Annotated in this window: 12 protein-coding genes; 9 read left to right on the top strand and 3 right to left on the bottom strand. The window is 37.6% G+C overall.

The window, feature by feature from the left end; translation table 11 throughout:
* Positions 1–157: 157 nt before the first annotated feature.
* From BM179_RS21905 to BM179_RS21865, 9 genes are all read left to right on the top strand, one after another.
* On the top strand, positions 158–1,267 hold the full coding sequence (locus BM179_RS21905; RefSeq protein WP_092019319.1) for a glycosyltransferase family 4 protein: 1,110 nt from the start codon (positions 158–160) through the stop codon (positions 1,265–1,267).
* A 3-nt stretch (positions 1,268–1,270) separates the two neighbouring features.
* A complete protein-coding gene (locus BM179_RS21900; protein WP_092019318.1) occupies positions 1,271–2,161 on the top strand; it encodes a glycosyltransferase family 2 protein in 891 nt (296 codons plus the stop codon).
* 63 nt (positions 2,162–2,224) lie between these two features.
* Positions 2,225–3,544: an O-antigen ligase family protein gene (locus BM179_RS21895; protein ID WP_092019317.1), complete on the top strand. Its 1,320-nt coding sequence runs from the start codon at positions 2,225–2,227 to the stop codon at positions 3,542–3,544.
* Position 3,545: 1 nt separating this feature from the next.
* A complete protein-coding gene (locus BM179_RS21890) occupies positions 3,546–4,709 on the top strand; it encodes a glycosyltransferase family 4 protein (protein WP_092019316.1) in 1,164 nt (387 codons plus the stop codon).
* A complete protein-coding gene (locus tag BM179_RS21885) occupies positions 4,688–5,758 on the top strand; it encodes an acyltransferase family protein (RefSeq protein WP_092019315.1) in 1,071 nt (356 codons plus the stop codon). Before BM179_RS21890 ends, BM179_RS21885 begins: the two co-directional genes overlap by 22 nt.
* Before the next feature lie 47 nt (positions 5,759–5,805).
* Positions 5,806–6,948 carry a glycosyltransferase gene (locus BM179_RS21880; protein ID WP_092019314.1) on the top strand — a complete coding sequence of 381 codons (1,143 nt, stop codon included), beginning with the start codon at positions 5,806–5,808 and terminating at the stop codon, positions 6,946–6,948.
* 36 nt (positions 6,949–6,984) lie between these two features.
* On the top strand, positions 6,985–7,884 hold the full coding sequence (locus BM179_RS21875; RefSeq protein WP_092019313.1) for a glycosyltransferase family 2 protein: 900 nt from the start codon (positions 6,985–6,987) through the stop codon (positions 7,882–7,884).
* Positions 7,885–7,911: 27 nt separating this feature from the next.
* Entirely contained in the window at positions 7,912–8,472 is a 561-nt protein-coding gene (locus tag BM179_RS21870; RefSeq protein ID WP_092019312.1) for a WcaF family extracellular polysaccharide biosynthesis acetyltransferase, read from the top strand.
* A 135-nt stretch (positions 8,473–8,607) separates the two neighbouring features.
* Complete coding sequence (locus tag BM179_RS21865; RefSeq protein ID WP_092019311.1) at positions 8,608–9,798, top strand: glycosyltransferase family 4 protein; 1,191 nt, start codon at positions 8,608–8,610, stop codon at positions 9,796–9,798.
* A 69-nt stretch (positions 9,799–9,867) separates the two neighbouring features.
* Here BM179_RS21865 and BM179_RS21860 read toward each other — a convergent pair whose 3' ends face one another.
* The 3 genes from BM179_RS21860 to BM179_RS21850 form a co-directional block, all read right to left on the bottom strand.
* Positions 9,868–11,001 (bottom strand): hypothetical protein, encoded by a 1,134-nt coding sequence (locus BM179_RS21860; RefSeq protein ID WP_143095294.1) that lies wholly within the window; start codon positions 10,999–11,001, stop codon positions 9,868–9,870.
* Between the two features lie 160 nt (positions 11,002–11,161).
* Entirely contained in the window at positions 11,162–12,406 is a 1,245-nt protein-coding gene (locus BM179_RS21855; protein WP_092019309.1) for a glycosyltransferase family 4 protein, read from the bottom strand.
* Positions 12,403–13,395, bottom strand: coding sequence for a glycosyltransferase family protein (locus BM179_RS21850; protein ID WP_092019308.1), 993 nt, complete (start codon positions 13,393–13,395; stop codon positions 12,403–12,405). Before BM179_RS21850 ends, BM179_RS21855 begins: the two co-directional genes overlap by 4 nt.
* Between the last annotated feature and the right edge of the window lie 29 nt (positions 13,396–13,424).

Raw genomic sequence — 13,424 nt, 5'->3', positions numbered from 1 at the left:
AAAATGCTACCTGGAAAGGTTATCCGGATCAATCCGGATAACCTTTCTTCTTATCTGATACCCTCATTTCCGGCAATCCTCCCTTTTTATTTAACGGTGAAGAAGTTTTCGGGCAAATTTACTTAAATTTGTGCCTTTACTATTTTTTAAGCCATTCATGAAAGTTCTGTATGACCACCAGGCGTTTACCGGTGTGAAGTTTGGAGGAATCTCCAGGTATTTTTATTATTTAATGAATTATTATAAAGACAGAACTGATATAGATTTTGATCTTTCCCTGAAATATTCCAATAATTTTTACCTGAAAAACCAACCTTTTGCCAAACATCTTTCATATGACTTGCTCTCTGATTCAAAGTATGCCAACAGGGGTTTCTCATTGCTTAACCGCCTGAATAGTAAGAAAATTATCAGCCGACAGGATTTCGATATTTTTCATCCTACGTTTTATCATCGCTATTTTCTCGATATTGTTGGAAATAAACCGGTTGTGCTGACGTTTCACGACGTTACCACAGAAAAATTCCATGAACAATATCCTGAAATAGGAGGAGATATGAAGGATTTGAAGCAGACTTTACTTGACAGAGCCGACAAAGTAATTGCTGTCTCTGAAAATACCAGACAGGATATTCTGCAATATTTTGCTGTTGATGAAAAAAAGATCAAAGTGATCCATTTGGGTACGCCCGATATCCACCAAAACCCTTTAAAAGACCTGCAAATTGCTTTACCTGAAAAATTTATTCTTTATGTTGGCAGCAGGGATGCTTTTAAGAACTTTGCTTTTTTCCTCAAAGCAGCTTCTGTTGTCTTAAAAAAACACAAAGACCTGAAAATATTGTGCGCCGGAGCGGGAGCCTTTTCTGAAACAGAAACAACTATGATCAATGATCTGGGACTTTCCGGGAGAATTATGCACATTAAGGCTCAAAAAGATGCAATTTTGTATTCTGTTTATCAGAAGGCTCTTGTTTTCGTATATCCTTCCTTATACGAGGGTTTCGGAATTCCGGTTTTAGAAGCTTTTGCCTGCGCCTGCCCTGCTTTACTGAGCAATGCAGGATCCCTGCCTGAAGTAGGAGGGGAAGCTGCGCTGTATTTCGATCCGGCCAGGGAAGAAGAACTGATTGCTCAACTGGAGAAAGTGGTGGAGGATGAACAACTGAATAAGAAAATGAAAGAAGATGGTTTAGAAAGGGGAAAACTCTTTTCATGGGAGAAAACCTCTCTCCAGACCCTTGAAGTATATAAAAGTTTAATGTAAAGTATGAACTATAGTCAGATTGCCGATATTTCCCCGCAGAAGTTTGTAAGCAAGCCTTTGTTTGATATCAACCAGCCGATTGAAAAAGACTTGAAATACCCTAAAATTTCAGTAATTACGCCTTCATATAATCAGGCAGATTACCTGGAAAGGACGATTTTGAGTGTTTTGAACCAGAACTACCCGAATCTTGAATATATCATCATGGATGGCGGGTCAACTGACAGGAGCGTGGAGGTGATAAAAAAGTATGAAAAACATCTTACTTCCTGGGTTAGTCAGAAGGATAACGGACAGGCTGCCGCAATTAATGAAGGTTTCAGGAAAGCTACCGGGGATTTGATTTGTTTTCAAAACTCTGATGATGTTTTCACAGAAGGGGCATTTCAGGCTGTTTTAAAAGCTTACCGCGCTAATACGAAGGCAGGAGTTTTCTATGGTAATCTTATGCTGATTGATGAAAATGATATTGCCTATGAAGTGCTGAAAGTTATGCCGTTTTCTATGAATTCACTTGTTTTTGAAGGAATGCAATGCCACAATCAGGCATTTTTCTTTAAGAAGGAATTACTCGAAAAATACGGCTACCTGAATGAAAACTTCAGGTTTGCTTTTGACTACGAGATAATGTCGAGATTTGGCATAGAGAAATCAGTGGAAAAGGTTTTAGTCGATGATTTATGGGGGGCATTCCGGATTCATTCCGATTCAAAAACCTCTAATATTTCACAGGTAGGACTTAAAGAGCATGCTCAAATCAAGGCGGAATATGCTAAAAAGTTAAAAAGTCCGTTTTCTGAGCGGATGATTTATTATTTTTGCAGAATAAGAAAACTTCTTTATTTCATACTAAAAGGAGACTTCGCCTATTTAAAATACAGAAAAAGTCTTTAAAATTCCCGAAAATGACTTCTGAGAGTCGTTTTAAGGTCAAGAGATAATTCATAAACCTGAAATATGCCATTTAATTTCAAATATAGCAGACAAGTTCTTGGAATTTTCATCATTTTCATGGGAGCTCCGCTTGTTTACTTTTTCAAGGAAACTTTGGGTTTTGGTGGTAGCTCCAATTTTACCATTTTAAGCTACGCATTGGGTTTTGGCTTAATGATCGCTCCGGGCGATTTCCTTAAAAAATTCTATAAACCGAATTTACCTGCCTTGCGGCTGGGATTGTTCTTTTTAGGAATGTCCATTATTTACATGGTTGTTTATAATAATGACTACACTGAAACAGCTTATCTGATCAGGGATGTAGGTTATTATATCTTCATCTTTACCTATCTTTTTCTCATTATGAGTGTTTCCAATGAGATTAAAGATTATTTCCTGCCGCTCATCGTGGTTCTTACTTTTATTGGAAGTATAGCTCTTGTTTATTCAATTGTTAAAAACCCGCATTATATGCTTGGTCAGCGGGCAACCGTACAATTCGGTGACGGAAGCACAGAAAGCAGCGGGAACCCTCACGTATATGCCAGAAATGGTTATGCCGGAATCATCGCTTCTTATTTATATCTGAAAGTAAAAAATCTGTACTGGAGAATTTTCACCTGGTTTAATCTGTTTTTTTCTGGAGTCATTATCCTTCTGACCCAAACCAGAGCGATTTTCCTTTCTACCCTGATTATCATTGCGATGTACTTCTTTTATGGGGTAAAAGCTTCTGCTGTCAGGCAAACGATGAAGTCAATATTTACACCAAGGAATTTACTTTTTATGGGTATTCTGCTTGCTGCGGTTATTTATTTCATCAGCACTCAGCAGTTCATCATTAATATACTGAGTTCATATTCCGAAGGTTTTTACAAGTCTTTCCTGAATGCCATGTCAACCGCTTTAGGTTTGAATAAAAAGGATGATTTTGCAGATGCGTCTGCTATGGGGCGGGTTACAAACCTTAATTATTTTGCCGATATTCTGGAAAAAGATCCCTGGAGCCTGATTCTGGGAAAAGGGTATCGTCACAGGTATATGGATATGCCCGTACTTGAATCATTGGTAGATTGCGGCATTCCGGGCTTTCTGACATTTTTTGGAATGAATATGATTCTTTTGAAGGCTTCAATCCGGGAAATGAAAAAGGGGGATAATCCGATGACGACTTTCCTGGCTTATTTCTATATTTCTTATTTTGTGGGTTTATTTACTGCCGGACGGCCTGTAGATACAGCCTATTGGTTTGTTTTTGTAGTAATGATTCGTTTTGTCGGGATAAAATATCTGGACAGAAGACCTTTGGTACAAAAACCTGAAACCTCAGATATTGTAAGCTGATATGAGAGTGTTAATTGTTCACAACCAACTCTGGGCTCATTATAAAGCAATTATCTTTAACGAACTACAGAAATTATCTGTACTTCATCCTGATTTCAAACTCCATGTTGTTCAGGCTGCAATTGTAGAAAGAAGCCGTTTATCTTTGGGAAATGTTGATCTTTCCGGTCATAAGTACAGTTATGATTTACTTCATAATGGTGCATTGGAAGATATTTCGGAATGGCAGAAATTTAAAGGTATTTTAAGGAACATCAATCAGTTTAAGCCTGATATCGTTAACCTGACTGGTTTTTATGAGCTTTCCACCATTCTGATTCTTTTTTATTGCAAATGGAAAGGAATCAAAACGATTCTTTCCAATGAATCTACGGCGATGGATCTGGTAAGAATCGGCTGGAAAGAAAAACTGAAATCATTTATAGTCAGAAAGTTTGACGGATATTTTAATTTCGGAACACTTTCCGCAAATTATGTGATGAAATTAGGGGCAAAGCCTGATCAGATTCTTGTGAAAAGAAATTGTGTTGATAACCAGGCACTAAGAGAAATTTTCAATAATTGCCTTCCTGAAAAGAATTCCATAAAGCAGGCTTTAGGCTTGCCGGAAAGGAACTTTATTTTCGTCGGACGATTGATTGAGGAAAAGAACCTGTATCGTCTTTTAGAAGCCTTTCAAAAAACTCAGCAGGAAAACATCTCAGAACAATGGGGCCTGATCTTATTGGGAGACGGTGTTCTGAAGGAGAGTTTAGGTAATTTTGTCAAAGAAAATAAAATTAACAATATTCACTTTGTTGATGGAATGACCTGGGATAAAGTTCCTGAGTATCTGTGCCTTTCAGATGTTCTTGTTCTGCCTAGCACCTACGAACCCTGGGGATTGGTGGTGAATGAAGCAATGGCTTGCGGAATGCCGGTTTTAGTCTCAGAGCAATGCGGTTGTCATGTGGATCTTGTACAGAATGGCAAAAACGGATACACTTTTAATCCTTTGGATACGGGAGAAATCACAGATACGCTTCTTAAAATGATGCATTTTGGAAATGAATTGTCTAAATTTGGAAATTATTCCGAGAAAATAATCCGGGAATATTCTCCCCAGAATGTAGCAAAAGAGATGTTTGACGGATTTAAAAAAATATGTCTTCCAGCAAAATTATAAATTCAATACAGTTATTACGGGGTATTGCGGCAATTGTTGTAGTAATCTATCATATCAGCGTTTTTACAAAAAACAGCTATTCGCAGTTTTTTTATCATAACTATTTCAGTATCGGATTTGCCGGAGTCGATTTGTTTTTTGTTATCAGTGGATTTATCATTCATTATACCAGTCAGAAATACCTTAATAATCCTGCCAGATTTAAAGAATATCTCAAGAAACGATTTGTAAGAATTTATCCGATATACTGGGTCACCCTGGGAGCTCTGGTTGTGGTGAGTATTGTCCTGACAGATTTTTTAGGAATAAAGCTCCATACGGAACTTCCTGACACTTTTTCCAGTGCTGTCAGAACCATGTTTTTATTACCCGGTCATTTTGCTATCAATGCGGTAAGCTGGACTTTGAGTTATGAATTGCTTTTTTATGCGTTCTTTTCTTTGTTGATTATTTCAGGCAGATTTAAAGTGCTGGGAATCATTTGTATTATTATTTCACTCATCAACGGATTTTATATCAAACACCTGTGGGGAGTGGTGCCATTTACGTATTTCGGCTTTTTTTTCAGCCTTTATAATGTTGAATTTCTGTTCGGATATTTACTGTATTTTGCCTACAAAAAGGTAGATTTCAGCTCTTTACCGGGCAATCTTATTGTGCTGGCCGGCTCTTTGGGGGCTTTGATTTATTGGGGAGGACAAGTATTTGATTGTGCATATTACCCAAGGTTAATTATTTTTGGAATTCCTGCGGCATTTGTTGTTTTTTCATGCCTTCAGTTAGAAAAAGCAGGACATTTAAAAGTACCGGACTGGTGTGTTTTATTGGGAGATGCTTCCTATGTAATTTATTTAATTCATATTCCCGCCTTACTTTTGTTAAATAAATTACCTTCAATGTTCGGGTTTGAATCTGCTCAGGTTGACTGGATCGGATTCAATACGCTTGCTTTGTTTCTGATTATTATAATTAGTGTGATTATTCATAAAATAATTGAAAAGCCATTAACTACCTTTTTATCACGAAAAATGGGGTTGATTTCAACATAGATTATTGGATTTGAAAAGAAGTTAACTCTATAAAGTCTTTTATTACATTGAAAATTCTGAATATTTGCGGGTATTCCTGGGACATTGGAGGACCTCCCAAAATCATTTTTGACCATGCAGAAGTACAGCTTAAAAATGGTGCAGAAGTAACGATATTAACGCCTATTTCTGAAGGGCAGCGTTTGTATCCGGTTCCGGAAGGTGCCAGAATAGTGGCTTGTAAAAGACATTGGCTTGCCCGTTTCTGGGCAGAATTTTCACCTGAACTTTTTGTCTGGCTGAAAGAGCATGGAGAAGAATATGATGTTATTCACATTCATGGACTATGGCATTTTGCAGGAGTTGCTCCATATTTACTGAATCTGAAGACGGCAAAAGTAATCACTATTCATGGTTTGCTCGATAAATGGACTTTGAGTAAAGGATATTGGAAAAAAATGATCTTTTCATGGCTTTTCCAGAAGAGAATCCTTCGGAATACAGATTTGATTCAGATTAATAACCTGGATGAAAAGCAGGATCTTTTAAACTATCTGGGATACCAGCATCAGAATGTTGCTATTGTTCCGAATGGAATGAAACTCGCTAATTTCATGAATCTGCCAGCCAAAGGAAATTTTAGAAAAAAGTACAATTTACCCGAAGACAAAAAGATTGTCTTATTTCTTAGCCGGATTAACCTCAAAAAGGGACTTGATTTACTGCTTCCTGCATTTAAGGAACTTGCCCGAAAACGGGATGACGCCATTCTGGTTTTAGCTGGTTCTGATGACGGGTATCTTTCTCAGACTCAAAGTTTTATAACAGGAAATAACCTGCAGGACTACATTATTCCGGTTGGCCTTTTAACAGGAGATGATAAGCTGGCAGCCTTTTCAGATGCTGATATTTTTACACTTCCTTCTCATTCCGAAGGTTTTTCAATTGCAGCATTAGAAGCTTTGATTTCAGGCGTTCCTTCTTTGATGTCCGACAGGGTAGGTTTCGGAGAAGCCTTGAGGGAGACAAATTCTGCTCATTTGGTAAGCCTTTCTTCGAATAGTATTGAGGAAGGATTAATGAAAATGCTGGATGATCCAGAATATTGTAAGGAGCTGGTCGCAAACGCACAGAATCTGGTTCGGAGTCGTTACGACATTGAAATTGTGGCAAAGAATCTTTTGGAAGAATTCAGGAAAATTGTCAGATAAATTAAATTAGGCTTTAGAAAATCTAAATACAGAGTAATGCAGGATCTTTCAGTAATTATTTTAACCCTGAATGAAGAAAAACACATTGAAAGGTGTTTAAAGTCGTTATTTGCGATTACTGATAAAATTTTCATAGTAGATTCAGGTTCTACTGACAGAACGGTAGAAATAGCTGAGGCATTAGGAGCAAAGGTCGCCAAAAATACCTGGGTAAATTATGCGCAGCAGTTTAACTTTGGCATAGAGAATAATCCTTTCAAGACCAAATGGCTGATGAGAATGGATTGTGATGAATATATTCTTCCGGAGCTGGCTTCAGAAATTAATGAAGAATTATCGGGGATTTCTGAGGATGTGAGCGGCTTGTATATTAGTCGGAGAGTCATTTTCATGGGAAAATGGATGAAAAGAGGAGGTTTTTATCCGATGTGGCTCTTACGGATCTGGCGTAGTAATCAGGGGATTTGTGAAGAAAGCTGGATGGATGAGCATATTAAACTTTTTCAGGGCAAAACAATCAAACTGAAGAATGATTTAGTTGATCACAATTTGAATAATCTTACCTGGTGGACGCAAAAACACAATTTATATGCGATCAGGGAAGTAATAGATTTGTTAAATATCCGGTATAATTTCAGGAATTTTGAAACAGTGGAACCTAAACTTTTTGGAACGCAGGAGCAAAGAACACGATTTCTAAAAGTTAAGTACGCCTCTCTTCCTTTGTTTACCAGACCTGTTATTTACTTTTTGTACAGATATTTTATAAAACTTGGCTTTTTAGATGGGGTACAGGGGTTAATGTGGATTTTTTTACAAGGACTCTGGTACAGATTTTTAGTGGATGCCAAGATTTATGAAGTATTTCACAGAGTAGGCAAGGATAAAGAAGCCATCAGAGAATTCTTTAAAACTGAATACGGAAAAAATATCTAAACTTGAACTGTGATTCAAATTGACATCATGCTGAAAACGGATTTAACCAAATTCAACAATAGCTGGTATTACGCAGAATATCCGGCAGGTAAACCTAAAATCATTCTTTGGTTTATCATTAATTCACTCACTATCAATAGCTATTTGCCCATTCCAATTGCTGTTAAGGCTTTCATTCTGAGGCTATTCGGAGCTAAAATAGGCTCAGGATTTGTGATTAAGCCCAAGGTGAATATTAAATTCCCCTGGCTGCTTGAAGTCGGAAATAATGTCTGGATAGGAGAGTTGGTCTGGATAGACAATTTTGCCAAAGTAACCATCGCCGACAATGCCTGTGTTTCCCAGGGAGCTATGTTGCTTACGGGAAATCATGATTATAAGAAGAGCACCTTTGATTTAATGATTGGAGAAATTTATCTGGAAGAAGGCGCCTGGATCGGTGCAAAAGCGGTAGTTTGTCCCGGAATAAGATGTAAGAGTCATTCTGTTTTAACTGTGAGTTCTGTTGCCACAAAAGACCTTACCGCTTACTCAATATATCAGGGGAATCCGGCTGTTTTAGTCAAGACGAGAACCATTAATCAGTGACTTTACTTGGAAATGTGCCGTTAAATGACGTAAATTGTCCTACTATTTGCACAAAAAGCCGCACCTTAAAAGTCAAAGTAAGCAATATTGTTATCAGACAACTTTGAATTTGTAAAAAAAATACCCATCGACCCAATGAATAATTTTTTTTGGACATTATATAATGATAGACTTTTTCAGATCATTGTCTCCAGCCTGCTGGCCTGTGCAATGTCAATAGCTGCTATCCCTGTAATTATCAAAATTTCCAGATTAAAAAATTTAATGGCCGAGCCTGGTGGCAGAAGTTCGCATGAACGCAGAACACCAACGCTGGGTGGAGTGGCTATATTTGCTTCAACACTTATCAGTTATTTTATCTGGGAAAATCCGGACGAAGGACAGTTGATTCACCTTTCTATTTCTTCCATCGTTCTCTTGTTCTTTTTAGGGGTAAAAGATGATATTCTGGTGCTTTCTCCAAGGAAAAAGATGTTTGTTCAGGTAGCTGCTTCGGCATTGGTAGTAATGCTGGCAGATTTACGGATTGATAATTTTTACGGAATTTTAGGAATAAATGAAATACCTTATGCAGTTAGCTGCGGCCTGACAGTTTTCGTTTTTATCGCTTTGATTAATGCTATTAACCTGATTGATGGCATTGACGGACTTGCAGGAGGAATCGGGATGATTTCAGGGGGAATGTTTGGCGTGTGGTTTTATATTAACGGACATTATGCGCTTGCCTGCCTGGCCGCTTCTCTGGCCGGGGCTTTACTGGGTTTTTTACGTTTTAATTTCTCCATTACTTCCAAGATTTTCATGGGTGATACCGGCTCTCTGATTGTCGGCTTTTTACTGACCATGTTTGCTGTCAAATTTATCCAGCTTAATGTAGCTTATCGCTTTGATCCGACTGCCACATTTAACGCACCGATTTTGGCTATTGTAATGCTTGTCGTTCCGATTTTCGATACATTAAGAGTATTTATCATTCGTTTGAAAAACAGGAGATCTCCATTTGTAGGCGATAGAAATCACCTACATCATATTCTGATTGATTCCGGAATGAGTCATTTAAAAGCTTCAATGATCCTTTGGATTTTTACCATTATCATATCAATCTTTTTTGTGATTATCAGTAAAGAGGTAGAAAATACAACTTCCCTGTATATACTTATTGCAGTTTTCGGAGTGTATATGTTCGTTGCACATTTGCTGAAAATGAATAATGAGAAAAAGCAGCCTTTGAAAAGTAATGGCGAAACGAAGAAGAAAAGTGCAAGTTCAGCTAAAAGCCGTGAGTCGAATGTCATAACGCCTAGAACCAATATTCTGATAGACTAAGGTCAATTTTCCATAAAAAAAGCCGCATTCTTAAAAATGCGGCTTTTTCTGTATATGGACTTTTCAGCGTTACTGAAGTTTTTGTGTACTTATTCTGATCTTTTTCTCAACACGTTCCAGTACTTCAATACTGTTTTTTAGCTGATCCTTAGCGGCAAGGTTGCCCTCATTGACCTCTTTCTGTAAACTATCTCTTATGGCCTTCCATTTTTCCTGCTGAGCTTTTAGGGAAATCAGGTTTTGCTCTTCTCTTTTCCGGTCAAAGGTTACGGTCTTCTCAGGGTTTGATTCTCTTTCCGGAGTGCTTCTGAAATTGTTAAAATCATCTGCCGGCTTACTGGCTGCTTTTGTCTTCGGAGGTTCCGATTCGGGTTTAGAAGCTTCTTTTTTAGGAGTTGTTACAGTGTTCGGAGAACTTGTTGTTTCTTCGGATAAATTCGAATTATCACTTTGAATTTTTTTCTTCTCCTCATCAAACTCTTTGGCAAGCATTTCACTGGCAATTTCAATAGAATCCTTTGGAATATAATTGATAATGGTATCCTTAGGCAGGTTTTCAGTAGTATTGGTACTGGCAAAAGTCTGGGATTTTGAGAACTCGTTTTTATTGATAATCCAGTAAATAAGTGCACCTATCCCGATAAACAACAATAAACCTAACAGTGGGAAAAGGATTTTACCTGCACTTTTACCGGATTCTGAAGCGGTTTTTTTTGACTTTACAGGTTCCAGATTGACTTTTTTGCTATTCACTACTTCCATCACTACAACGTTATAATTACTCGTTGAATTGGAAGCATAAGCTATTCTTAAAAGGTTCTTGCAACTTGATTCAACTCCCTGACTTTCTCTGAGAATTTCATCGATTTCGTTATCTGATAAATGTTCCCTCAGTGCGTCACTGCAAATAAGTAATTTATCTTTTTCCAATAAGTCAAAACCGATTGTTTCAAGTCTGGAAGGTTTAGATAAAAACTGTAGTTTATGGCCCGGTCTTGAAAGGTAACATCTGCTAAAACTAATCCAGTCAATTAAGGAGGTATCGCCCAGATCCCATGAAATCTGCACTTCATTATCTGCACTGGAGTCTTTTGATAAACGGGTGGCAAACTGATATATTTGAAGAACAGAATCTCTCAAAGCCCTGTAATTAGACTCGGTTTCTCTGTTATCCAAGGTATTTTCCAATGAATTGTTTTCCATAATGGGAGGCTTTTTCTGAATCATTTATATGGATTCAGGTCGCATAATAATCCTACTCACAAAAAATATGCCGAAATTAAAAAACGAGATAACCTGCCAGTCTGATCTGCGGGCTTATCAAGTATTATTTCAAAGAAGGTGGTTGGAATTTTCTTGAAAATCAAGAGATTATCTGGTAGGTTTCTACCGTTTTATCAATAAATTTTTGCCAGGTAAATAACCGGGCTCTTTCAAGCGATTTCTGAGAAAGCGATATCCTGTATTGAGCGTTGTGATAGATCTGATACATGGCATGGCTGATTGCATCCTGGTCAGTCGGTGTTACTAAAATACCCGCATCGCCAACCACTTCCGGTAAGGAAGTTGTATTAGAGGCGATAACCGGAACACCACACTGCATAGCTTCAAGCGGAGGTAATCCAAATCCTTCACAAATTGATACATAGACAAATGCCATTGCACCTGAATAAATAGAAGCCAGGTCTTCATCGTCAGCATAACCTGTAACGATAATTCTGTTTTTTACACTTTTAGCACCATCAATTTCTTCAAAAATTTTATCAAAATCCCAACCTTTTGTACCTACCAGAACCAGGTTTAAATCTTTGATTTTCTCCTGCTCCACAAGGTTAACAAAACTCCTGATTACACTATCAACGTTCTTTCGGGGTTCAAGCGTACAAATGCTCAGGAAATATGGATTTTCTTCCGGAATATGATATTTTTGGAGAGCTTTTCTGATCCGGGAAGGTTGTTTTTCCTGGTAAAAAATATCAGGAGAAGCTGCCAGGTGATTCACAAATATCCTGTCTTCGGTAATATCAGACAACTCACAAAGATCCGCTTTGGTAGATTCAGAAACGCAGAATGCAAAATCATCCGGACTGATACTCTCTACCACTTTTTTAATAACATGATCTGTTTGAAAGCTAAAGAAATGAGGATGCTTGACGGGAATCAGATCGTGAACGGTTACTATTTTTTTGATACCCGGATAAACAGATAAAGGTCTTGGAATGGGGAAATAGGGAGAATGAAAGATATTAGACCCATTAATCAGCGACTTAGCAAGCTGAAAGTCAGCCGGCTGTATTTTAGAGATGATTTTTCTGAACGCTTTTTGCGGAAATGAATTATGCGGAAAGTTCTTCATAATGATGTTTTTCACATTTCCCAGCATGATTTGGTCATTTCTATGGGCAAAGGGAGTTTCTTCATCATTAAGTGTTTCCCGGATATATCGAATCGCAGCGGGTAATTGCTGATTTGCCGAGAAAGTCAAATCAAGCTCATTTGAATCGGCCAGGCCCCCGGCAAGTTGTTCTACTACTCTGAAAACTCCTGTTCTGGATTTTTCATAATAATAACCCAAACCGAGGACTGAAACATCCAGAATTACTTTCATACTTCAAAATTTTCAATAAAATTAATGACCTTCCAACTTCCTTTATCTATTAACTTAGACACTAATCCTTTGGGTTTTGCCGGAGGAGTATAAATTCCGTAGGCCGGTACAATCCCTTTGAAAAAATAGTAATGATTTTCTAAAAGTACTCGCTGATACTCGTTAAATAACTCTTTTAAGACAGGATATCTCTGTATCTGAGTCTTTGGAAGATGTCTGGATATTAAGTTAGGCATTTCCGGACTAAATCCACTAAAATGAAAGAATTTTACGGGATAACCGGCGTCTGCCATATATTGACCTGCCGGATTCAATGAAATTTCCCTTTCATTCAGATTCCAGTAGGCGAGGTTATACCCCGGGTTATATTCCACTAAAACTTTCTCAAAAAATAAAGGGACAAAATTGAGCCAAAGCTGATCAGCTCCCATTCCTTTGCAGTAATCAAGATATCCTCTGTCAAATAGCCTGTTTTCCCACCAATCCAACATTTTTATGGTATTTTCTGTCTTTTTCAAGGCAAAGAATCCGGCATTATATAGTCCGGCATTCAGAAAATTTTTCTCAGACCACTCCTCCTGATCGCCGATTGGACGGGTGATATGTGGTGTAAGAATAATGTCGTAGTCTTTCTCAACCAGATTGGTTATTATTTCATCAATATTATTCATAACCCAAATGTCAGTATCCATGTAAATCAGTTCCGTGTTCGGGAAATAATTTAAAAAATACTTGGCAAAAACAGGTTTACAGGCACAATTCAATTCAATAATACTATATCGTTCGCTCATTTCCCGGAAGGGAGCGTGATGAAGTTCATCGATTGAGATTACTGAAAAAGGGTATTCAAAATCTGTTTGAGGCTTTTTATCGATAAGTCCTATAACAAACCTGTAATCAGGATTTGTTTTCTTTAAGGAGAATCCCAGCGCAAATGCCTGGTAAAGGTTATTAGCTGAACAGATTGTATAAATCAGGCTTGAATTCACAGTTTAAGAAAGAAAGTTTAAGAATTATT

This window comes from Pseudarcicella hirudinis, assembly GCF_900115665.1.
Classification (GTDB): domain Bacteria; phylum Bacteroidota; class Bacteroidia; order Cytophagales; family Spirosomataceae; genus Pseudarcicella; species Pseudarcicella hirudinis.
The sequence above is the reverse complement of the archived record's forward strand: the minus strand, read 5'-3'. Positions and strand labels throughout refer to the sequence as shown.